This is a genomic window from Duganella paludis (assembly GCF_054461335.1).
Map to the genome: position 1 here is coordinate 2,439,169 of NZ_CM136922.1, position 21,020 is coordinate 2,460,188.

Here is a 21,020-nt window from a genome sequence, read left to right on the forward strand (position 1 = left end):
TTTAGACTGGCTTGCGGCGGCGGGCCATCACGCCCAGCAGGCCCAAGCCGCCCAGCAGCATGCCGTAGGTGGCTGGCTCAGGCACGGCGGAAGTGACGTAGCCGTGGAACGGCTCGTAGCCGATTTCCACCTTGCCGTCCATGGACTTGGCGATGATGTTGCCTTCCAGGTGGCCCTCGCCGCGCAGCTGCGCATTGTTCGCCAGAACCGAACCGTAGACAAAGGTGTCGACGTTGACCACGCTCGCATCGAGCAGGTTGTAGATGACGTTGGCGCGCAGCGCTTTCAACTGGCCATCCTGGCCGCCGCTGAAGGTCACGTTCGAACCGGTCACATTGATCACCACGGTGGAGCCGACCTTCACGTTGCTCAGCACCAGATTATGCAAATCACCGCTGCTCAGGTTGAATACCTGCAGATCCGAAGTCTTATCGCCGATCAGGAGCTTATTCTCACCGTCGACCACCACGCTGCCGGTGGCGGCTGCGCCGCCCAAGCTGCTGGAGAGTGCCGTGAAGCTGGTTTGGGCGGCGCCGAAGTCCACCACGCCGCTGATGTTGGCGGTCTTGTCCAGCGTCAGATAGCTCACCGAGCTATTCGCACCACCATAGATACCAAAACCATACCAATTCTTTTGATATTCAGTGATGGGGCCGATGCTGGCATTAGTGTCGATGCCGGCGCCAGGCGACGCGTAGATGGTGCCGTCGCCCAAAGCGACATTGCCCCCCACCACCACCGACGGCAGGCTGGTCGACACTTGAGTGCGATAAGCGAACGAGAAAGCAGTCGTCGTCAAATCGCCGCCAACAGCCAAGCGGCCTTCCACATCAGTCACTCTGCTTACGCTGCCATAGAAAAAGCCGCTATACCCGGTGGCTGCGCCGAGGTCGAAGCTGGAAACAGCCGCCTGGGCCAAGCCCGTCACGCCAACGCTCAAACTTGCCGCGATCAGGCGGGCAATCAAAGAAGCTTTTTCCATGGTATTAGGGTGGTATTGTTTTGGAAGCGGAATTATATAACGAATGCAACTACCATGCTCTTTTTTGCAATTTATTTATTGCACAAAAAGATAGAAACGTTTCCACGAAACATGAGAAGAAAGAAAGTGAGGACGCTTGGGAGGAGGAATGACACTGGAGCGGGTGAAGGGAATCGAACCCTCGTATGAAGCTTGGGAAGCTGCCGTTCTACCATTGAACTACACCCGCGTGCCCCGCATTCTACGCAACTTTGCCCACTGTTGCCAATCTCGAAGGAGTACCTACCTAAAACTGGAAACAGACTCGTTTGTATGACTGCGTATGATTTCGGCAATCCGGGTGTCGTTTTTGTATTGTGCGCTCAGTTTCTTGGACTGATTTTGTGCACGCTGGCAGTACTTCACCACAGAAAGCTCGATTTGCTTTTTTCGTGCCTCACTCAAGTCACCATCGAACTCGCCAGCGAAGTGCTCGCATGCCTCAGCATTGCGGATAAATGCCTGCACCTCCTTGGGGACCATGCCCTTGGCCTGCGACACACCTAACAAGACGAGAAACGCGACTACGAAAGGAACTCTCATGCTGAACCTCAACGTGGAATAAAGAGACTCAAGGGTAAGGCGCTTTACTGTCGCTGCTTTTGATCTAAACCGAATGTCAGTGGTCGTCCGGGTCCGACCACAGCGCCATGTACAACTCCGAGCGGTTCAGCAGGTTCTGGTTCATCTCCGCCAGCCGGTCCGGCGGTGGCGGCTCGGCGTGCTCGTTGAAGCCGCTGTAGCCGAGGCCCATGCGGCCGCCTTCCACCGCATAGCCGGTGAATTCCAGAATCGTCGGCATCAGGTCGAAGTGCAGCAGCTGTTTGCGGTTCGGCGCCGGCGCGTCCTTCGAGATGAAGCTGTTGAAGATGGTCCGCTCGGGCAGCTGCGACAGCTGCGGCGTCAACGGATTCTTGCGCGACAAATGATCGCCGAGGATGACGATGTTGGTGTCCTCCAGATAGCCGTTGTCCTGCGCGTACTTGACAAAATCCGCCACCTCCGCCGCCGTGCACGACACCACGCCCTCGAAACCATCAAACCCACGCCGCGCGCAGTCGGACGACAGGTGGCCTTCCGGTTCGTGCGTATCCACCGTCAGCAGCGTGAGGTTGAATTTCTGGTGCGACGCCGACAGCTCGCGCAGCCGGGTTTTCGCGCGGCTGAACAAGTCGGCGTCGTACAGGCCCCAGCCGTTCATGTCGCCGCTGGCCACGCCGCTCTTGAGCCACTCCTCCTTGCCATGCACTTCGTGGTAGTGATGCTGGCTGAGGAACTTATCCTTGCCGGCGAAGTTGGTCGAGGCGCCGCCCATGAAGACGTTGCGGTAACCGCGCTGCGCCAGCAGGTCGGTCAGGCACACCGCGTTCTTCAGGAAGGAGTTGAGCACCTGCCCCTGCGTGTTGCCATCAAAAATAGTAACGCGCTCCAGCGGCACGCCGCATTGCGTGGCCACCATGGCGGCGATGGTCCAGCCGGTGCCCGGCACCTGCTGGTAATCGGCGAAGCTGGTTCCGCGCAGTGCCGTGAGCGGCGCCAGCAGATCGTGTCCGAAAACGGGGCGCGAGGTGTAGCCCTGCTCCAGGCTTTCCACGTAAATCAGGATCAGGTTTTTCGGTTTCTGCGCTAGCACAGAAACGCCGTCGGGTCGAACGTAGTTGGCGCCGAAATAGTCGGGGCCGAAATCTGCTGTTACATACTTAAAGGCCGACACATCGCACATCCAGAACGTGGTCGCGCCGAACACCAGCAACTGCGGGAACCAGCGGTGGATGCGGTAGCACACCACATGACAGCACTGCGGCGCCATGGCGATCACGCGTCGCAGTAGGGCCTCCACATAGAACACCAGCGCCAGCAACACCAACGGCGCCAGCACGCACCAGCGCACGAAGCGCCATGTCACGGCGGGGTCCACCGTATCCATCAGCTCCACGCCGAAGTTCATGTGGTAGAAGATCTGGTCCAGGTCGGGCTGGCCGAAGGAGCGATGTATCCAGTAACTGAAACAGAACAGGAACAGCGCCAGCAGATACAGGCAGCTGCGCAACAGGCGGGAATGGAGTGAGATTTTCATGCATTCATCATCCCAACTACAGTTGTCTGCAACGTTGCAGAACCTTGCTGTTTTGTATCGTAGTGTTGTGCGGTGCTTACACGGTTTTACTTCGCAAGATAGCTTTAGTCATGCACAATGTCCGGGCCTCTTTTGACCATAAGGACGTAACATGAAAGCAGTTTTAGGTTTGAGCGTAATGCTGGCGTTGGCCGCACCGATGGCTTCGGCCCAGGCGCCTGCGGATCCGGTCTCCGGGCTGGTGAAACAGCTGGAACTGGAGAAGTACAAAGCCACCATCAAGAGCCTGACCAAGTTCGGCGACCGCCGCCAGGGCACGGCGCGCAACCGCCAGGCGCTCGACTGGATCGAAGCCCAGCTCAAATCCTATGGCTGCACCAACACCGAACGCCTGCAGTACCAGTTCACCCAGCTGGCGCCGGGCGAGCCTGCGCCCAAGCGCGCGCCTGGCATTCCGAGCGGCGGCGCCGGCGGTCCTCCGGGCCAGGGCGGCAGCACGCTGTTCGGCAACCGCATTCCTACCGGCGTCAACGCCGATCCGTTGCGCCAGGCCGACGAACGCTTGCGCGCACTGAACGCCGAGCAGACGCCGGTCGGCACCTCGCTGCGCGAGAACGTCTACTGCACCAAGGTCGGCACCAAGCACCCGGAAGAGATGTACATCGTCAGCGCCCACATGGACGGCATCGGCTTCGGCGAAGCGGCCAACGACGACGGCTCCGGCACCGCGCTGGTGATGGAGCTGGCGCGCATCTTCAGCATGCCCGGCGTGGAGACCGACCGCTCGATCCGCTTCATCCTGTGGAACAACGAGGAGACGGGCTTGAACGGCGCCGCCGCCTACGTCGAGCAGCGCAAGGATTTGCAGGGCATCGAATCGCCGAAAGGCTCGGGCAAGTATCCGGAGCCGAAGTGGCTGGGCATGATCCAGCACGACATGATGATGTACGACCATGGCATGCCGATTCCTAAGCAGGACGCCGACGGCAAGACCGTCTACGTCTCGCCGCCGGAGCAGCGCCTTGAGGCGGACGTCAACATCGAGTACCAGTCGGTGTCGAAACAGGCGGAAGCTTCCGCCAAGCTGGCCTGGGCCTTCCGCGCCGCCAACGACAAGTACGCGACCAACTACCCGGCCGCCGTCGGCTTCCACATGACGAACACCGATTCGACGCCGTTCATGGATCTGGTGCCTTCGATCTCGCTGCGCGAAAACGAACGCGGACAGCAGATCGGCGCCGGCTGGAATCCGAACTGGCACCAGCCGACCGACAACTACGACACTTACTCCGACAAGGACTTCCTGCTTGGCCTGAACGCGGCGCAAACCACCTTGGCCGGCGTGGCGCAACTGGCCGGCGTGCGCGTTAAAAAGTAATCAGGCTTGTAGTTCGCGCAGCGCCTGCAGCACGATGTCGTGCAGGCGCCGCGCCGGCGCGTTGAGTTCCACCTCGGCGCGGTGCAGGCGCAGGCCGACTTGCGGCAGCGGCGGCAGCACCGCCTCATCCAACAAACGCAATGACGACGGTAGGCCCATGCCGGTGCGCACCGTCACGCCCAGCCCCGCCGCTGCGGCGGCCCATACGCCGGACAAGCCCGGGCTGGTGAAGGCGATGCGCCACGGGATGCCCGCTTCATCCAGCGCCCGCGTGGCGGCGCTGCGCATGATGCAGGGCGCGTCCATCATCACCAACGGCAGCGGTTCGCGTGAGGTGCTGGCCTGCACCATCGCGATATCGAAGCGACTCTCATCGAAAGGGCCGATCCAGCGCATCGGCAGGCGTCCGACGTCCACCGCATGCGGTGCGGCCGTGCCGCCGCCCCATGCCAATGCGAGATCGAGCTTGCCGCTATCCAGCAAATCCATGAGTTCCGAGTTGCGCGCTACGCGTGCTTCGATGCGCACCTGCGGGTGCACGCGCGTGAAGCGGCCCAGCACCTCGGTCAGCATTTGCTCGCCGAAGTCCTGCTGGATACCGAGCCGCACGCTGCCCGCCAGTTCGGCGCCGCGCACGGCGTTGGCCGCTTCGTCATTAAGTTCCAGCAGCCGGCGCGCATAGCCCAGCAGCGATTCACCGGCCGGCGTGGTGGTCATGCCGCGCCCTTCCTTGCGCAGCACCGGCATGCCCAGTTGATCTTCCAGTTTTTTCAGCTGCGCGCTGACAGCCGACGTGGAGCGGCCCAGCCGGTCCGCCGCCTTGGCGAAGCTGCCCATGTCCACGCCGGTGACGAAGGTGCGCAGGACGTCGAGATCAAAAGTGATACGTCGCATAACCATCCCGATTTATCGAACTGTTTATCAAAATATTCCTGATTTTCAGGATCAAGTTAGACCTGTATCGTGGACCTGTCAAACGAAAAAAGGAGTGTCATCATGCCGATGAGCAGCATTTCCCTCTTGAAGGGCAAGTCTCCCGACTACATACGCGCGCTGGGCGACAGCCTGCAGCGCGCCATGGAAGAGTCGTTCAACGTGCCGAAGAACGACCGCTTCCAGCTGGTCTACCAGCACGAGCCGCACGAGATGATGTTCGACCGGACTTACGAGGGCGGTCCGCGCTCGGATGACTTTGTGTTGATCCACATCACCATCGGCAAGCCGCGCAGCACGGAGCTGAAGCAGGCGTTCTACCGTCGCCTGGTGGCGCTGCTGGCCGAGTCGCCGGGCCTGGCGCCGGAAGATGTGATGATTGTGGTTGCGCCTTCACAGGGTGACGACTGGTCGTTCGGCGGTGGCCGGCCTGCCGCGTCCTTGCTGGGAGCACGGTCATGATCGCGATGCAGTACAGCTTTGTGCTGCCGGCCGATTACGACATGGCGGCGATCCGCGAACGCATCGCCACCAAGGGGCCCTTGCTCGACAACTTGCCGGGGCTGGTGTTCAAGGCGTATCTGCATGCGGAGCAGCCGGAACATGCGTATGCGCCGTTCTACCTGTGGCGCGATGAGGAGGCCATGCACGGCTTCCTGAACGGTCCGGCGTTTGCGGGCGTGACACAGGCGTTTGGTTGGCCGTCGGTGCAGACCTGGACGCCGTGGCATGCCACCGTTGGCCCGGCGGTGCGCGAGGCGCGTGTGGCCACGCGCAGTAGCGCGGTGATTGCGCCGTATAGCGCGCTGTCTGAACTGCGCTTGCAGGAAGAGACGTATGCGCAGCAGGCGTTGGCGCAGGGCGCGCTGGCGGTGGTGATCGGCTTCGAGCCGGTGACGTGGACGATTACGCGGCTATGCCTTTGGCGCGACGCGGCAGCGGCGGCGGCGGCGGCGGCGGGGCCGGTGGCGCAGGACGAACGGCGCTATCAGGTCGGGCACGTGTCCGCGCCCGACCTGACGTCGGCATAGCGGGCGGCGGGCGGCAGACGGTGAGCGGTGGCGGGCGGCGGGCGGCGGGATGCGGGATGCGGGATGCGGGATGCGGGATGCGGGATGCGGCTAGCGTAGCAGCAGCAAGGCTTGCTGGGGGATGGCGTTGGCCTGGGCCACCATGGAGGCGCCGGCCTGGCGCAGGATCTGGCTGCGCGTGAGCTGCGCCGCTTCATCCGCGTAGTCCGCATCGAGAATCCGCGAGCGCGCGGTCGACAAACTGTCGGCCGCGTTGCCGGCATTGCCGGCGGCCGCCGTCAGCCGGTTGCTGACCGCGCCCAGCTCCGCGCGGATCGCTCCCACCGCTTCGATCTTCGCATCCAGATACTCCAGCGCGGCGCTGGCGCCGCTGTGGGTCGACAGGTCCATGGGCGGCTCGCCAGGCGTGTAGACCGGCCGCATTTGAAAGTCCGGCGCGCCCACATGCACCGATGCCTGCGCTCCCGCGCTCAGTCCGGCCTGGGCCGGATTGGCCCCGGCGATGCGCATGCTGTGTCCACCCGAGCGCGGCGCCTCGCTCACCGTCACCGTGCCCCGGCTGGCGCCCGGCGTCAGGCCCAGCGAGCCGAGCGCGCCGCCCACCGCCTCCGACAGGAAGATGTCGCGCCCATCGGCCGCCGTCAATGTCAGCGTGGCGCCGCTGGCGCTGGCGGTAACGCCGCTGGTCCCGGCCGTGGCGCTGATCGCCCCCGCAGCGCTGGCCGCGCGCGCCGCCGCCGTGCCGCCGGCGATCGCGCCCACGTCCACGCCGTTGACCGAAAATGCCGCATCCGCCAGCACCCCGCCGGCGCCGGCCACACCCTCCGCCGTATTGAGCGCGGTGGCTGAAATATTGTGGATACCGGCCGCGTTGATCGCCGCCGCCGCCGCGTAGGCGCTGGCGGCGGTCTGCCCCGCCTGCGCGCCGGCCACCGAAGCGCCCACCACCGCGTTGTTGATCACCAGATCGCCGTACTTCAACGCCCCCAGCACCGCCGTGCCGATCGCCGTCGACTGCTGCGGCGTCACGTCGGCCATCGCGTCCGCATAACCGGCCGTGATGACCGCCCGTGGTATCGCCAGCTGCAAGGTCTGGCCGGCAGCCGCACCCACCTGCAGCTGCTGCGTAAATGATCCATCGAGCAGCCGCTGGTTGTTGAAGCGCGCGCCGTCGGCGATGTCGGCATTGGCTGCCACCAGCGCATTCACTTCCTGCTGAATGGCCGCGCGGTCAACCTTGCTGTTGGTGTCGTTGGCCGCCTGCACCGCCAGCTCGCGCATGCGCTGGTAATTATCGTTCAGCTGCCCGGCCGCGCCGTCGGCCACCTGCAGTAGCGAAATACCATCGTTGATATTCTGATTCGCCCGCCGCAAACCGCTGATCTCCGCCGCCATGCGCGAGCTGATCGCCTGCCCGGCCGCATCGTCGCGCGCGGAGTTGATGCGCAAGCCGCTCGACACCCGCTGCAGATGCACGGCCGTCTGCTCGCCAGCGCGCGTGAGGCTGCGCTGGGCGTTCAGTGAGGCGATGTTGGTGTTGATCTGCATGGGCGGCCGTCATCCCGAACGCGGAATTGCGCTCGTCGTCTGAATAACGGCAATTCCGGTTGGAAACTTGAATCCGGCGGCGTTTAGTCCGGTAGCATTTCCAGGCGCTCGCGCGCCTGCGCCAGCTGGAGCGGGTCCATGCGGCTGGCGGCGTTGGGCAGGTAGCGCGCGGCGGCGTTGTAGCCGCCCCGTTGCGCCATGGTCAGCCACATCCAGGACTGCGCGGCGTCGGCACGCACGCCCTGCCCGGCCAGAAACATCAGGCCCAGGTTGAATTGCGCCCTGGTGTGGCCTTGGCTGGCGGCCTGCAGATACCAATGGTGCGCCTGCGCATAATCCTGCGGCACGCCCAGGCCATTGTCGTAGCGCAGGCCGAGCGCGAACTGCGCCTGGACATGGCCCTGCTCCGCCGCCTTGCGATACCACTGGCTGGCCTGGTTGCAGTCGGGCTGCGGTCCTTCATCGTTATCGAACAGCAGGCCAAGGCTGTACTGGGCCGCCACATAATCCTGCTCGGCGGCGCGGCGATACCAACCCAGCGCCTTGCGATAGTCCTGCGGCACGCCGCGTCCCGTTTCATAGCGCAGGCCCAGGTCGAACTGCGCGCGCAGGTGGCCCTGGTCGGCCGCCTTGCGGTACCAGAAAATCGCTTCCTGATGATCGACCACCACGCCGTGGCCGGCGTCGTACAACAGGCCCAGATGGTATTGCGCGCCGGGGAAACCCTGCTCCGCCGCCTTGCGATACCAGAACTGCGCCTGCTCGTAATCCTGGTCCACGCCCTGGCCATGGTCATAGCGCAGGCCGAGGTTATTCTGCGCCGCCGCGTGGCCTTGTTCGGCCGCCTTGCGATACCAGTCCAGCGCCTTCTGCTCGTCGCGCGGCACGCCCTGGCCGTTATCGTAGATCAGGCCCAGGTTGAACTGCGAGCTGGCGTGGTCCTGCTCCGCCGCGCGGCGATACCAAAGGATGGCTTTCTGCGAATCCTGGGCGATGCCGTCGCCCTTGTCGAAGCGCAGCGCCAGGTTGAACTGCGCCGGCGCATAACCCTGGTCGGCCGCCTTGCGATACCACGACATGGCCTGGCCCACATCCTGCGACACGCCTTGCCCGTTGTCGTAGCGCAGGCCGAGATTGAACTGCGCGCGCGCATAGCCCTGCTCCGCCGCCTTGCGATACCAGAAGATGGCCTGCTTGAAGTCCTGCGGCACGCCCTTGCCGGTGTCGTACATCATGCCGAGATTGTTTTGCGCGCCGGCGTCGCCCTGTTCGGCGGCCTTGCTGAACCAGTGCATGGCCTGCAGCGTATCGTTGGGCACACCCTGGCCCTTGGCGTACAGCCAGCCCAGGTTATATTGCGCGGCCGCGTAGCCCTGCTCCGCCGCCAGCCGATACCAGCCGGCCGCCTCTTCGAAATCCTGCTCGACGCCCTGGCCCTTCTGGTACATCACACCGAGGTTGTACTGCGCGTGTTCGAGGCCGGCCTGCGCGGCCTGGCGATACCAGACCACCGCCAGTTCGAAGCTTTGTGCCACGCCCTGGCCGTTGAAATACATAAAGCCCAGGCTATGCTGGGCATTGGCGACGCCGCGCTCCGCCAGTCCCTTGACGCGCAGGAATTCAGCTGTGTAAGTGCTGCCGTTGTTCGCGTCGGCTTCGTTGGGACTGTATTTCGTCATGCTGTGTTATCAGGCCTGAATCGCAATCATCGCCGGTTGTTGTTGTTCGACGGTGCTGGGCACCGCGTGCAGCACAGCGACCGATGGCGACGACCGGCGGCTCTGATCCTGCAATACATCGATGAAGCTGCCCAGCGAAATCGGGCGGTGGTACAGATAGCCCTGCATGGTGGTGCAACCGTTGGCTTCCAGGTAGCGCGCCTGCACTTCGGTCTCCACGCCTTCCGCCACCAGGTGCAGGCCAAGGCCGCGCGCGATCGAGATGATCGCCAGAATCACCGGGTAGTGGCCGTTCTCGTCGTGGATCTCTTTCACGAACGACTGGTCGATCTTGATGGTGTGGATCGGGAAGCGGTGCAGATAAGCCAGCGACGAATAGCCGGTGCCGAAATCGTCGATCGCCACCGATACACCCAGTTGGCACAACTTGTTCAACTGCTCGATCGCATACTGCGGATTGCGGATGCAGATGTTCTCGGTGATCTCAACTTCGATCTGCGCCGGCGAAATGCCGTAACGCGTCAGCGCACCGCGCATCTTCTCGAAGAAGTCGCCGCGATCCAGATACTGCGGCGACAAATTCAGCGACAGGCGCAGCGCCTCGCCGCCGGCCGCGTTCCACTGCAGCAGGTCGCGGCACAGCGCGCCCAGCATCCAGTCGGAGATCGGCAGCATCAGGCCATTCTCTTCGGCGAACGGCAGGAACTCGCCGGCCGACAGCAGGCCGCGCTGCGGATGGTTCCAGCGCATCAGGCCTTCGGCGCCGATGATGCGGCCGGTGGCCACATCGACCTGCGGCTGGTAGTACATTTCCAGCTCGTTGAACTCCAGCGCCTTGCGCAGCGCCTGTTCCAGCGCGATCTTCTGGTGCGACACATCCAGCATCGAGTTGTGATAGAAGCTGTGGCCATTCTTGCCCAGCGCCTTCACCTGATACATGGCGATGTCCGCATGGCGCAGCAGTTCGTCGATGGTCTCGCCGTCGCCCGGATAGATGGCGATGCCGATCGACGCCGAGATGTGCACCTGGTGGCCATCGAGGTCGAATGGACGCTGCAGGCTTTCGAGGAATTTGTCGGCGATGGCCTTGGCGTCCTGGCGGTCGCGCAGTTCCGGCAGCACGATGGTGAATTCGTCGCCGCCCTGGCGCGCCAGCGTATCGCCGCGACGCAGGCAATCCTTGAGCCGCTGCGCGGCCTGCTGCAGCAGCTCGTCGCCCTTGACGTGGCCCAGCGTATCGTTCACCAGCTTGAAGCGGTCCAGGTCGACGAACATCACGGCCAGCTCGGTCAACTTGCGCTTGGCCTGGATCACGGCCAGGCCCAGGCGATCCTTGAACAGCATGCGGTTCGGCAGGTCGGTCAGGATGTCGTGGTAGGCCTGGTAGGAAATCACTTCCTCGGCGCGCTTGCGGTCGGTGATGTCGCGCGCCACGCCGTAGGTGCCGAAGAACTCGCGCGTCTTCACTTCGTGGTCGGGAATGTGCATGCCGATCGCGTTGAGCGAAATCGTCATCAGCGTGTTGTTGAAGGTGCGCTCGACGTCGCCGCCGACGCCGCTGCCGATATTGCATTTCAGGCGCAGCTCGACGTTGCGCGAGGCGCGTTCATCGACGCGGCGCTCGTTGAAGGCGTAGCGCGCGCGCTCCTGGTCTTCGTCGTGCACCAGCACCGAGTAGTGCCTGCCGATCAGCTCTTCGCGGGTAAAGCCCAACAGCTGCTGCACGCGGTCGTTCACGAACGTGAACTTGCCTTCGTGGTTCAGCGTGTAGATGATGTCCGGCGACGAGTCTACCAGGTAGCGGTACATCTTTTCCGAGTTTTCCAGCTTGGAGGCGATGCGCTCGTTGTCGATGGCCAAGCGGCGCTTCTGCAGCGCGTTCTCCACCGTCTTGAGCAGCTCTTCGCGGCTGTAAGGCTTGCGCAGGTAGTCGTAGGCGCCGCGCTTCAAGGCGCCGATGGCCGCCTCGATGCCGACGTCGCCGCTCATCACGATCACGTCGCCGTCGATCTCGCGGGCGTTGATGAAGTCCATGATCTCGTGGCCGCTCATGTCGGGCAGGCGCAGGTCCAGCAGGATCAGGTCGAATTTCAGCTTGGTCAACTGGGCCAGCGCCTCGCTGCCGCAGGTCGCGGTCACCAGATGGTAGTCGCGGTCGCGCAGCAGTTCGTAGAGTGACGACAGCAATCGCGGTTCGTCGTCTACCAGCAGCAGGCGTGGGCGGTTATCGTTGGACAGGGCTTCGACGGGGGCGAGGTCGACAGGGTTGAGGTTCATCATGGCCTTAAACGGAATCCATTACCCGCGTTTGCACGCCGGCGACTTGGCTGTTACTGCCCTTGGCGGGCAGCAGGATTTCAAAGGTAGTACCCGTTTTGCCGGAACGGCAGGTAATCAGGCCTTGCATTTTCTTGACCAGGCTGTGGACGATGGACAGTCCCAGCCCGTGGTGGGCGCCTTCCTTGCTGCTGCGTACAGGCGAGAACAGATTGGCCAGCACCTCGGCCGCCAGACCCGGTCCGGTGTCGCTCACCACCAGTTCCAGATACAGCTTGCGCTCACGGTTGACGTGACCGCGGTTGGCAATCTCGATCTTGCCGCCGTCGCCCAGGGCTTCGACCGCGTTCTTGATCAAGTTCACCAGGATTTGTTTGAGCAGGTCGGCGTCGCCGTCGATTTCGGCCGGCTCCTCCTGCATGCGCACCACGATCTGCACCGAAGCCGGCACGAAGTCGGTGGCGCGGAACAGGCGCAGCACATCGTCCACCACCTTGCCGACGTCGGTGACGCGCGAGGTTTCGGTCGGCTGCAGGTCGGCCAGGCCGTTGATCAACTGGCCGACGCGGTCGATCTCTTCGTTCAGGATCGACATCTCGCCCACCACCGGCTCGCGCTTGGCCAGCTTGCCGTCCAGGACCGACAGATAGTTCTTGATGATGGACAGCGGGTTGTTCACCTCGTGCACCACGCGGCGCGAAGCTTCGCGGTATTCCTCCGCCACGTGCGCCAATTGGCGCTTGGCGTGACCGCGTTCGCTGATCGCCGTTTCCAGCGCGGCGGCGGCCTGCGTGCCGAACGATTGCAGGAAGCGCTCGCGCTTCTGCAGGCCCGCCATCTGCCACGACGGCACGCCGCCGATCAGCACACCGAGGCAGCGCTGGTTGGCCACCAGCGGCAGGCACACCATGCTCTCGCTGCCGAGGATGCGGAACAGCTGTTCTTCCGACACGCTGAGCGGCTGGCCGTCCTGGCCCGGACCTTGACTCCCCTCGCGGCTGACATAGGCCAGCTTGCGCTCCAGCGCGGACTGCGCCACGGCGCCGCCCTTGTTCAGTGGGATCACGAATTCCGCCAACCGCTGCTGATGCTCACCGGTGGACATGCCGTGCAACGCGTGGCCGGTAGGATTCTCCAGCAGCAGCACGGCGTTTTCAAAATCGAACAGGATGCGCGCCGAGCGCGTGATGGCTTCCAGCAGGCCGGCCTCGCCGTTCTGGCGCGCGAAGGTCTGGCCCATCTCGGACACCAGCATGATGTTGCGCACTTCTTCCGACAGGCGCTGCTGCACCGGATCGACCAGCGGCGGCGCATAGGCCGCAGGCGCCACGATATCGTCGGCGCCGGCCAGGTCGATGCCCAGGTAGTTGGCCGACTTCTCCACCTGGCGGGCGGCGTTCTTGATGATCAGTTCCAGCTGCCCGGCTTCCAGGTTGCACAGGCGCGCCGATTCGACGATGGCCTGTTCCTGGTCTTCGTGGCAGCACAGCAGGTGCGCCAGCCGCACCATGCGGATCAGCGGGTGGGCCGATTCCAGGCGGGTGATCGGTTCGTGGTGATACAGCACGCTGTCGGCCAGGAAGGAATCCAGGTTCCAGCGCTCGATCAGCCAGGCGCCCGCTTCCGAGTGGGTGATTTGCAGCGTGCGCTGTTCGACCGCGCACAGGTCTTCGTCGTCGCGCGCGGTGAAGTTGAACGCGTATTCCTTCGGCGCGGTGGCCAGCAGGGCCAGGCGGCCGACGTTATGCAGCAGGCCGGCCAGATAGGCTTCCTCGACGTGCGGGTACTCCATCTGCTTGGCGATGTCGCGCGCGATGACGGCGGTGGTGAGCGAGCCTTTCCAGAAGCCGCGCAGGTCGGTGCTGCTCGAATGCGGGAAGCTGTTAAAGGTCTGGAACACGGATTCGCTGATCACCAGCGTCTTGATCATGTCGGTGCCGAGCGACACCAGCGACTGCTCCAGGCCCACGGTGCGCTGGTTGCGGTGGTAGGCCGAGCTGTTGGCGACGGTCAGGATTTTGCTGGTCATCGCCGCATCCTTGGCGATGAGGGCGGCGAGTTCCGGCATGCCGGCGTCGTCCGCCTGCAAGTGCTCAATCAACTTGATGAGTATCTGCGGCATGGCCGGCAGACGGGCAATCAGCAGTCGATTGCGAATATCATGGTCAGATTGTTGATGCATCGTATCAAGCATTGCCGCCAGTAGACATCGAATAGGGGGTGGAATTCAACGGCAAAATCCCGCCACGTTTAGTATTCATGCGGTCTCACGGCGGGTTTTGGGCCGAGAAACGTTGCCTTAAAAAATTATATTATCATAAAGTCTGATAATAACTTAACAGCAGGCAAAATTTCTTCCTAAACTAAGTAAATTTCCTGCCGTTAATGATTATTGACCTAATTAGCGCGTTAATATGCGCCGGTAATAGCGCGACGTCAACCACAAAACGAGAGCAGAGGCACTAAAGGCCATCTGTCCTGCACTTAGCCACAGCGCCGAGTGTGATAGGAAGGGGGCGATCACCCCCGCCACCACGGCTCCCAGCAGCGTCACCGCGAACGACTGGCAGGAGGCCACCGTGCCGCGGATATGCGGGAACAAGTCCAATGCCAGCAAGGTCGCGCCGGGCGCCACCAGCGACATGCCGAAGGTGTAGAAGGCCAGCGGCAGCACGGTCCACGGCAACGCCGGTGGCAGGAAAAGGTGGTACAGCAGGTTGAACGCGGAGGCCGACAACAGGAAACCGAAGCCGATGCCGATCTGTCGCGAAAATGTCATTTTTCCGGCGATGCGGTTGGCCGCCAGCGATCCGAGGAAGATCCCGCCCACCGAAGGAATGAACAGCCAGCCGAATTGCGAGGCGCCCAGATGCAGCTGCTCGGGCAGGAACACCGGCGCCGCCGTGATGTAGATAAACAGGCCGGCGAAGTTCAGCGCCACCACGGCGGTCTTCAGGTGGAACAGCGGCGAGCGCAGGATTTCGCCGTAGTTGCGGGCCAGGTAACGCGGATTGAACGGATGGCGTTTTTCCGGCGGCAGCGTCTCCGGCAGGCGGTAGTAGCAGAAGATGAACAGCAGGATGGTGTAGGCCAGCAGCGACAGGAAGATGGCGCGCCAGTCGAACAGGGTCACGATCCAGCCGCCGAGGATGGGCGCGATGGCCGGGGCGATGGAGAAGATCATGGTCACCAGCGACAGCAGGCGCGCGGCGGCGGGGCCTTCGTGCAGGTCGCGGATGATGGCGCGGCCCACCACCACGCCGGCGCCGGCGGAAATGCCCTGCATGATGCGGAACACCCACAGATAGTGGACGGTGTGGGCGGAAGCGCAGCCCAGCGTGCCGATGGCGAACATGGCCAGCGACACCAGGATCACGTTGCGGCGGCCGAAGGCGTCGGACAGCGCGCCGTGCCACAGCACCATGCCGGCGAAGGCCAGCATATAGAAGGTCAGGCTTTGCTGGACTTCCAGCGGCGTGGCGTTCAGCGTCGTTTGGATGTTGGGGAAAGCGGGGAGATAGGCATCGATGGAGAACGGGCCTATCATCGACAGCGCGGCCAGCATGACGGCCAATGCGGCGGCGGTCAGCGGCCGGCGGTGCGCAGGTTCGGGCAGCGGGATATCGTCAAGCGTGTCCTGGTCGGGAAGGTCTCCGGGGGGAGTAGGCAGCATAAATCGTTTTCCTGTAGACGTACCCCACCCCGTCATTCCCGCGTATGCGGGAATCCATACGCAGCGTGCGGGCATGCGGTGCATGGGTTCCCGCCTGCGCGGGAACGACGTGTTTACTCTTTCGGCTTGGCGGCTTCGCGGCGATTAAACCCCGCCACCATATCGAAGCGGAACAAACGGCATTCCAGCGCACCGTTGAAGAACGGCGTCTTGCGCGACTCCTTCAAGCGCAACAACTTCGGCACGCCCAGATCCGCCGTGAACAGGAACACAGTCCAACCAGCAAAGCGCTGCTTCAAAGTGGTGCTCAGCTCCGCATAGAAGCTGTTGGCCAATTCATCCTGCGGCACCGTGCTATCGCCGCGCACACCGATACGCTCGCCATACGGCGGGTTGGTCAGCAAGATGCCCGGCTGCGTGCTCGGCGCCTGCACCTGCTGCGCCTCGATCTGCTTCAGCGGCACATCGAACATCACGCCCGCGCTGCGCAGGTTGTGACGCGCCATCGCCACCATATCGCCCGAAATATCGGAACCGAAAATGGTCGGCTCGGCCGGCAGAGGATTCGGCTTGATCGCGGCCTTCATGTCCAGCCACGGCTGCGGATCGAAGTCATGGAACTTCTCGAACGCGAAGCTGCGGCGCGCGCCCGGCGGCACGCCCTGCACCATCTGCGCCGCTTCGCACAGGATGGTGCCCGAACCGCACATCGGGTCGAACAGCGGCATGCCAGGCTTCCAGCCCGACACGCGCAACAGGCCCGCCGCCAGGTTCTCGCGCAGCGGCGCATCGCCGGTCTCGGTACGCCAGCCGCGCTTAAACAGCGCTTCGCCCGAGGTATCGAGGTAGACGATGAACTGGTGCGCGTCAACGAAGCCGAAGATGCGCATGTCCGGTTCCTTGGTATCGACCGAAGGACGCTTCTTGTATTGATCAAGGAAGCGGTCGCAAATCGCGTCCTTGATTTTCAGCGTGGTGAACTCCAGGCTTTTCAGCGGCGACTTCACCGCCGTCAGATCGACGCGGATGGTGTGGTCGTAGCCGAACCACTCTTCCCACGGCTGCGCCAGGGTCAGGTCGTAGATATCGTTCTCGTTCTTGTAGCCGCCGGCGGCCATGCGCATCAGCACGCGCGACGCAATGCGCGAATGCAGGTTGATGCGATACGAATCCGTGAGGTCGCCCGAAGCGTGCACGCCGCCCGGAACCTCGTTGTGCACCTTCATGGTGGTGCTCTGTTGCGCGATCTCGCGCAGTTCTTCGGCTAACGCCGCTTCCATGCCGCGTGGGCATGGGCAAAAGAAGGATGCCATAGGTGTACCTTTTGTCCGTTAAAAATCTAATTACTACTGCTATTGCTACTACTCTTACTTCTGCATGGCGCGTTCCAGGAAATCCAGACGATCCTGGCCCCAGAAATTTTCACCATCCAGCACATACCACGGCGAACCGAACACGCTTGCGGCGTTCGCTTCGGCCGTATTGTTGTCATACTCGGCCAGCACGCTGGCCGTCTGCGCCGACTCCACCAACGCGCGGCCATCGAGGTCGCAGCCGCCCGCCACCAGCACCAGCGTGACCTCGTCGGCGATATTGCGATCGTCGGCCCACAGCGCGCGCATGATGGCGCCGGCCAGCGTCAGCGCCGCATCGGTGCCATACGACAGGCGCGCCGCCACGATCATGCGGTTCGCCAGCTCCGGCGACACCGGGAAAAACTGCGGCTGCGTCTTGAGCGGAATCCCGAGGAATTCCGACCAGCGCGCCAGCTCCACCAGGCGATAAGCCTGGCGCTGCGGCGCGCGCTTGGCCAACGGCAGGCCGCCCGATACGCCGAACACGTTCGACAGATCGCACGGCTTCAATTCAATCTGCACGCCGTGCTTGCGCGCCATGGCGACGAGACGCTCATGCCCCAGGTAGGCCCAAGGCGATTGGGCGGAAAAGAAGTACTGGCATACCTGGCTCATGATGCTCCGATCAGAATGGTTTGACGACCACCAGCAAAACAATCGCCAGCATCGCAAACACCGGCAATTCGTTAAAGACGCGGAACCACTTGTGGCTACGCTTGTTTTCACCGCGCTCGAAGCGCTTCAGGATGCCGCCGCACATATGGTGGTAACCAATCACCAGCACCACCAGCGTCAGCTTGGCGTGCAGCCAGCCCGGCATGTGTGCGCCGTACTGCATGTAGACCAGGATCGCCCCGAACACCACCGCAAACACCGACAGCCACATCGAAAACCGGTACAGCTTGCGCGCCATCAGCAGCAGGCGCGCGGTGGTGTTCTTGTCGGTCTCCATCGCCAGATTGACGAAGATGCGCGGCAGGTAGAACACGCCGGCCATCCAGGCCATCACGAAGAAGATGTGCAGCGCTTTAATCCAAAGCATGTTGATCCTTATTGACGTACTTCGCCGTGGCCGAACACCACGTATTTCAGGGAAGTCAGGCCTTCCAGTCCGACCGGCCCGCGCGCGTGCAGCTTGTCGTTGGAGATGCCGATTTCCGCACCCAGGCCGTACTCGAAGCCGTCCGCGAAACGCGTGGAGGCGTTGATCATGACCGAGGCCGAATCGACTTCGCGCAGGAAGCGCATCGCCGCCGAGTGGTCTTCGGTGACGATAGACTCCGTGTGCTTGGACGAGTAGGCGTTGATGTGATCCATCGCCTCCTCCATGTCCGCGACGATTTTCACCGACAGGATGGCTGCCAGGTATTCGGTCGACCAGTCTTCTTCCGTTGCCGCCGCCAGGTGCGGATAGCCTTGCAGCAGCGCGGCAGCTTCGCCATCGGCACGCAGTTCCACCTGTTTGGTGGCGTACAGCTTGGCCAGTTCCGGCAGCACCACCGGCGCGATCGAGCGCGCCACCAGCAGCGTTTCCATGGTGTTGCAGGTGCCGTAGCGATGGCACTTGGCGTTGAAGGCAATGTCCAGCGCCTTCTGCAGATCCGCCTTGCCGTCGATGTAGACGTGGCAGATGCCGTCCAGGTGCTTAATCATCGGCACCGTGGCTTCTTCCATCAGGCGCGCGATCAGGCCCTTGCCGCCGCGCGGGACGATCACGTCCACGTACTGCGGCATGGTGATCAGCGCGCCCACGGCGGCGCGGTCGGTGGTCTCGACCACTTGCACACCGTCGGCCGGCAAGCCTGCGCCCTCCAGGCCTTCCTTGACCAGCTTGGCCAGCGCGCGGTTGCAGTGGATCGCTTCCGAGCCGCCGCGCAGGATGGTGGCGTTGCCGCTCTTGATGCACAGGCCCGCCGCATCCACCGTCACGTTGGGACGCGATTCGTAGATGATGCCGATCACGCCCAGCGGCACGCGCATCTGGCCGACCTGGATGCCGCTCGGGCGGAATTTCAGGCCGGAGATTTCACCGATGGGATCGGGCAGCGCGACGATCTGGCGCAGGCCTTCGACCATGGTGGCGATGGCCTTGTCCGACAGGGCAAGGCGGTCCAGCATGGCCGGCGCCAGGCCGTTGGCGGCGGCGGCGTCCATGTCCTGCTGGTTGGCGGCGCGCAGGGTGTCGGCGTCGCGTTCGATCGCATCGGCGATCAGCGTCAGCGCGCGGTTGCGCTGCGCGCTGTCGGCACGGGCCATGGCGCGCGAAGCCTTGCGCGCCTGCTGGCCCAGTTGTTCCATGTAGTGCTTGATATCCATCGTTGTCCTCGCAGCGTCGTTCCCGCGCAGGCGGGAACCCATGGAACGCTAGCTCAGCATGGGTCCCCGCTTGCGCGAGGACGACGGGGTTTCAGCCGCGGGCGACTTTGAGTGCCAATTGCAGCATGGCGTCCCACGCGTCGCCGGCATGCGCTTTCGCGCGCAGCCCTTTAATCATCTTGTCCACTTGCGCGGCGTCCTTCATTGCCGCTTCCAGCGTCTGCAGCGAAATGCGGCGCAGCGCCGGATCCATCATGCGTTCCTTCGGTCCCCAGATGCGATGCTCTTTCAGCAGCGCTCCCAGAGGCCGGCCTTGCGCCATGCCCGCCTTCAGCTTGAGCAGCGTGCGGATCTCGTCCGACACCGCCCACAGCACCAGCGGCAGCGCTTCGCCCTCGCCTTTCAGGCCTTCCAGCATGCGGATCAACCGCGCCGGATCGCCCGCCAGCATCGCTTCACTGAGCTTGAACACATCATAGCGCGCCACATTCAGCACCGCTTCGTGCACCTGCTCGTAGGTCAGCTTGCCCGGCTCGTGCAACAAGGCCAGCTTTTGAATCTCCTGATGGGCCGCAAGCAGATTGCCTTCCACGCGGTCCGCGATGAAATCAATGCTCTGCCGGTCCGCGCTCTGCCCTTGTGCGGCGAGGCGCTGGCCTATCCAATTGGGCAAATGCGCCCGTTCCACCTGCGGGATGTCGATATACACCGCCGCCTGTTGCAGACTGGTGACCCAGGCCGCCTTCTGCGTCTGCCAATCCAGCTTTGGCAGCGTGATCAGAGTCATATTGTCCGGACTCAGATCCTTCACATAATTCTGCAGCGCCGCGCCGCCATCCTTGCCCGGCTTGCCGGTCGGGATGCGCAGCTCGATCAGCTTTTTATCGCCGAACAGCGACAGCGCCTGGTTGGCCGCCAGCAGCTCGCCCCACTTGAAGCTGCGCTCGACGGTCAGCACGTCGCGCTCGGAATAGCCCTGCGCGCGCGCCGCCTTGCGGATCTTGTCCGCCGCTTCCAGCGCCAGCAGATGCTCGTCGCTGGTGATCACATACAGCTGCGACAGCGATTTGCTTAAATGGCCGTCCAGCGCCTCCAACCGTAATTGCATGCGGCGCCTTTATTGAATCGGCACGGCCGGCGGAATCGTCGACGGCTGGCCCGAAGGCTGTTGGCCGGTCGGCGCAGGGCCCGGCGGCGGCAGCGATACGCCGGCCGTTTTCACGGCAGCGATACGGCGCATCATCTGCTGTACCAGGTCGGTCTGCATATCCTTGTACAGCAAGGCTTCTTCCTGCTCCTTGGCCAGCAGCTGGGTTTCGTTAAAGTCGATCGGGCGCGTCAGCGTGATCGAGGTCGGTCCCAGCAACTCGGCGCCCTGCTTGTTCAACACGCGGAACACGATGTTGTAGGTCAGCAGGTACTGTCGCACGCGGCCATTGCTGTTCAGCGACAGAATGGTCTTGCTGCGGGTGCGCTCGGGATTCGACAGCACATCGATCACACCGTCGGCATCCTTGGCGGAACTGACCACCGTGGTGCCGCCGTTGGAGCGGATGTTGCGCTTCAAATCGATCGCCAATGGCGACGACTCCGGCAGTCCCACGTACAGCCTCGGGAACGGCAGCGTGTAATGACCGCCGTCGCCGCGCAGGTGGAAGCCGCAGCCCGACAACGTCAGCGTAGCGGCCAGCACGGCTGCGTATAAAAACCTGGAACTAGTCGTCGCCATATA

Annotated in this window: 18 protein-coding genes and 1 tRNA gene; 3 read left to right on the forward strand and 16 right to left on the reverse strand. The window is 63.2% G+C overall.

Annotated features, from left to right (window positions below; translation table 11 throughout):
- Position 1: 1 nt before the first annotated feature.
- From ACXZ1M_RS11010 to ACXZ1M_RS11025, 4 genes are all read right to left on the reverse strand, one after another.
- Positions 2–982 (reverse strand): choice-of-anchor A family protein, encoded by a 981-nt coding sequence (locus ACXZ1M_RS11010; RefSeq protein ID WP_459053201.1) that lies wholly within the window; start codon positions 980–982, stop codon positions 2–4.
- Positions 983–1,137: 155 nt separating this feature from the next.
- Positions 1,138–1,211, reverse strand: a tRNA-Gly gene (locus ACXZ1M_RS11015).
- Positions 1,212–1,264: 53 nt separating this feature from the next.
- Complete coding sequence (locus ACXZ1M_RS11020) at positions 1,265–1,564, reverse strand: hypothetical protein (protein WP_459053202.1); 300 nt, start codon at positions 1,562–1,564, stop codon at positions 1,265–1,267.
- Between the two features lie 76 nt (positions 1,565–1,640).
- Complete coding sequence (locus tag ACXZ1M_RS11025; RefSeq protein ID WP_459053203.1) at positions 1,641–3,098, reverse strand: sulfatase-like hydrolase/transferase; 1,458 nt, start codon at positions 3,096–3,098, stop codon at positions 1,641–1,643.
- 151 nt (positions 3,099–3,249) lie between these two features.
- On the opposite strand from ACXZ1M_RS11025, the gene ACXZ1M_RS11030 reads away from it, so the two are divergent.
- Complete coding sequence (locus tag ACXZ1M_RS11030) at positions 3,250–4,476, forward strand: M20/M25/M40 family metallo-hydrolase (protein ID WP_459053204.1); 1,227 nt, start codon at positions 3,250–3,252, stop codon at positions 4,474–4,476.
- On the opposite strand, the gene ACXZ1M_RS11035 is transcribed toward ACXZ1M_RS11030, so the two are convergent.
- Positions 4,477–5,370, reverse strand: a complete 894-nt coding sequence (locus ACXZ1M_RS11035; protein WP_459053205.1) for a LysR substrate-binding domain-containing protein — start codon at positions 5,368–5,370, stop codon at positions 4,477–4,479.
- A gap of 102 nt (positions 5,371–5,472) precedes the next feature.
- Here ACXZ1M_RS11035 and ACXZ1M_RS11040 point away from each other — a divergent pair, with 102 nt between their 5' ends.
- A complete protein-coding gene (locus ACXZ1M_RS11040; RefSeq protein WP_459053206.1) occupies positions 5,473–5,871 on the forward strand; it encodes a tautomerase family protein in 399 nt (132 codons plus the stop codon).
- Positions 5,868–6,440 (forward strand): DUF4865 family protein, encoded by a 573-nt coding sequence (locus ACXZ1M_RS11045; RefSeq protein ID WP_459053207.1) that lies wholly within the window; start codon positions 5,868–5,870, stop codon positions 6,438–6,440. Before ACXZ1M_RS11040 ends, ACXZ1M_RS11045 begins: the two co-directional genes overlap by 4 nt.
- Before the next feature lie 90 nt (positions 6,441–6,530).
- Here ACXZ1M_RS11045 and ACXZ1M_RS11050 read toward each other — a convergent pair whose 3' ends face one another.
- The 11 genes from ACXZ1M_RS11050 to ACXZ1M_RS11100 all read right to left on the reverse strand — a co-directional run bounded on the left by ACXZ1M_RS11050 (position 6,531) and on the right by ACXZ1M_RS11100 (position 21,017).
- Positions 6,531–7,988: a flagellin N-terminal helical domain-containing protein gene (locus ACXZ1M_RS11050; protein ID WP_459053208.1), complete on the reverse strand. Its 1,458-nt coding sequence runs from the start codon at positions 7,986–7,988 to the stop codon at positions 6,531–6,533.
- Positions 7,989–8,071: 83 nt separating this feature from the next.
- Positions 8,072–9,667, reverse strand: coding sequence for an SEL1-like repeat protein (locus ACXZ1M_RS11055; protein WP_459053209.1), 1,596 nt, complete (start codon positions 9,665–9,667; stop codon positions 8,072–8,074).
- Between the two features lie 9 nt (positions 9,668–9,676).
- Positions 9,677–11,944, reverse strand: coding sequence for a putative bifunctional diguanylate cyclase/phosphodiesterase (locus ACXZ1M_RS11060; RefSeq protein WP_459053999.1), 2,268 nt, complete (start codon positions 11,942–11,944; stop codon positions 9,677–9,679).
- Between the two features lie 7 nt (positions 11,945–11,951).
- Positions 11,952–14,066 (reverse strand): HDOD domain-containing protein, encoded by a 2,115-nt coding sequence (locus ACXZ1M_RS11065; protein WP_459053210.1) that lies wholly within the window; start codon positions 14,064–14,066, stop codon positions 11,952–11,954.
- Between the two features lie 279 nt (positions 14,067–14,345).
- Positions 14,346–15,617 carry a multidrug effflux MFS transporter gene (locus ACXZ1M_RS11070; protein WP_459053211.1) on the reverse strand — a complete coding sequence of 424 codons (1,272 nt, stop codon included), beginning with the start codon at positions 15,615–15,617 and terminating at the stop codon, positions 14,346–14,348.
- 113 nt (positions 15,618–15,730) lie between these two features.
- Positions 15,731–16,930: a THUMP domain-containing class I SAM-dependent RNA methyltransferase gene (locus ACXZ1M_RS11075; RefSeq protein ID WP_459053212.1), complete on the reverse strand. Its 1,200-nt coding sequence runs from the start codon at positions 16,928–16,930 to the stop codon at positions 15,731–15,733.
- A 54-nt stretch (positions 16,931–16,984) separates the two neighbouring features.
- Positions 16,985–17,587 (reverse strand): DsbA family protein, encoded by a 603-nt coding sequence (locus ACXZ1M_RS11080; protein ID WP_459053213.1) that lies wholly within the window; start codon positions 17,585–17,587, stop codon positions 16,985–16,987.
- 10 nt (positions 17,588–17,597) lie between these two features.
- The gene (locus ACXZ1M_RS11085) at positions 17,598–18,014 is read right to left on the reverse strand and encodes a CopD family protein (protein ID WP_459053214.1); all 417 of its coding nucleotides are present in this window, start codon (positions 18,012–18,014) and stop codon (positions 17,598–17,600) included.
- Positions 18,015–18,022: 8 nt separating this feature from the next.
- Positions 18,023–19,288 carry a glutamate-5-semialdehyde dehydrogenase gene (locus ACXZ1M_RS11090; RefSeq protein ID WP_459053215.1) on the reverse strand — a complete coding sequence of 422 codons (1,266 nt, stop codon included), beginning with the start codon at positions 19,286–19,288 and terminating at the stop codon, positions 18,023–18,025.
- A 91-nt stretch (positions 19,289–19,379) separates the two neighbouring features.
- On the reverse strand, positions 19,380–20,396 hold the full coding sequence (holA, locus tag ACXZ1M_RS11095) for a DNA polymerase III subunit delta (protein ID WP_459053216.1): 1,017 nt from the start codon (positions 20,394–20,396) through the stop codon (positions 19,380–19,382).
- A gap of 9 nt (positions 20,397–20,405) precedes the next feature.
- Positions 20,406–21,017, reverse strand: a complete 612-nt coding sequence (locus ACXZ1M_RS11100) for an LPS-assembly lipoprotein LptE (RefSeq protein ID WP_459053217.1) — start codon at positions 21,015–21,017, stop codon at positions 20,406–20,408.
- Positions 21,018–21,020: the final 3 nt, after the last annotated feature.

Bases quoted from the DNA above. Each gene is read 5' to 3' on its own strand.
- ACXZ1M_RS11010 (WP_459053201.1), bottom strand. From the start codon at position 982: ATGGAAAAAGCTTCTTTGATTGCCCGCCTGATCGCGGCAAGTTTGAGC.
- ACXZ1M_RS11020 (WP_459053202.1), bottom strand. From the start codon at position 1,564: ATGAGAGTTCCTTTCGTAGTCGCGTTTCTCGTCTTGTTAGGTGTGTCG.
- ACXZ1M_RS11025 (WP_459053203.1), bottom strand. From the start codon at position 3,098: ATGAAAATCTCACTCCATTCCCGCCTGTTGCGCAGCTGCCTGTATCTG.
- ACXZ1M_RS11030 (WP_459053204.1), top strand. From the start codon at position 3,250: ATGAAAGCAGTTTTAGGTTTGAGCGTAATGCTGGCGTTGGCCGCACCG.
- ACXZ1M_RS11035 (WP_459053205.1), bottom strand. From the start codon at position 5,370: ATGCGACGTATCACTTTTGATCTCGACGTCCTGCGCACCTTCGTCACC.
- ACXZ1M_RS11040 (WP_459053206.1), top strand. From the start codon at position 5,473: ATGCCGATGAGCAGCATTTCCCTCTTGAAGGGCAAGTCTCCCGACTAC.
- ACXZ1M_RS11045 (WP_459053207.1), top strand. From the start codon at position 5,868: ATGATCGCGATGCAGTACAGCTTTGTGCTGCCGGCCGATTACGACATG.
- ACXZ1M_RS11050 (WP_459053208.1), bottom strand. From the start codon at position 7,988: ATGCAGATCAACACCAACATCGCCTCACTGAACGCCCAGCGCAGCCTC.
- ACXZ1M_RS11055 (WP_459053209.1), bottom strand. From the start codon at position 9,667: ATGACGAAATACAGTCCCAACGAAGCCGACGCGAACAACGGCAGCACT.
- ACXZ1M_RS11060 (WP_459053999.1), bottom strand. From the start codon at position 11,944: ATGAACCTCAACCCTGTCGACCTCGCCCCCGTCGAAGCCCTGTCCAAC.
- ACXZ1M_RS11065 (WP_459053210.1), bottom strand. From the start codon at position 14,066: ATGCCGCAGATACTCATCAAGTTGATTGAGCACTTGCAGGCGGACGAC.
- ACXZ1M_RS11070 (WP_459053211.1), bottom strand. From the start codon at position 15,617: ATGCTGCCTACTCCCCCCGGAGACCTTCCCGACCAGGACACGCTTGAC.
- ACXZ1M_RS11075 (WP_459053212.1), bottom strand. From the start codon at position 16,930: ATGGCATCCTTCTTTTGCCCATGCCCACGCGGCATGGAAGCGGCGTTA.
- ACXZ1M_RS11080 (WP_459053213.1), bottom strand. From the start codon at position 17,587: ATGAGCCAGGTATGCCAGTACTTCTTTTCCGCCCAATCGCCTTGGGCC.
- ACXZ1M_RS11085 (WP_459053214.1), bottom strand. From the start codon at position 18,014: ATGCTTTGGATTAAAGCGCTGCACATCTTCTTCGTGATGGCCTGGATG.
- ACXZ1M_RS11090 (WP_459053215.1), bottom strand. From the start codon at position 19,288: ATGGATATCAAGCACTACATGGAACAACTGGGCCAGCAGGCGCGCAAG.
- holA (WP_459053216.1), bottom strand. From the start codon at position 20,396: ATGCAATTACGGTTGGAGGCGCTGGACGGCCATTTAAGCAAATCGCTG.
- ACXZ1M_RS11100 (WP_459053217.1), bottom strand. From the start codon at position 21,017: ATGGCGACGACTAGTTCCAGGTTTTTATACGCAGCCGTGCTGGCCGCT.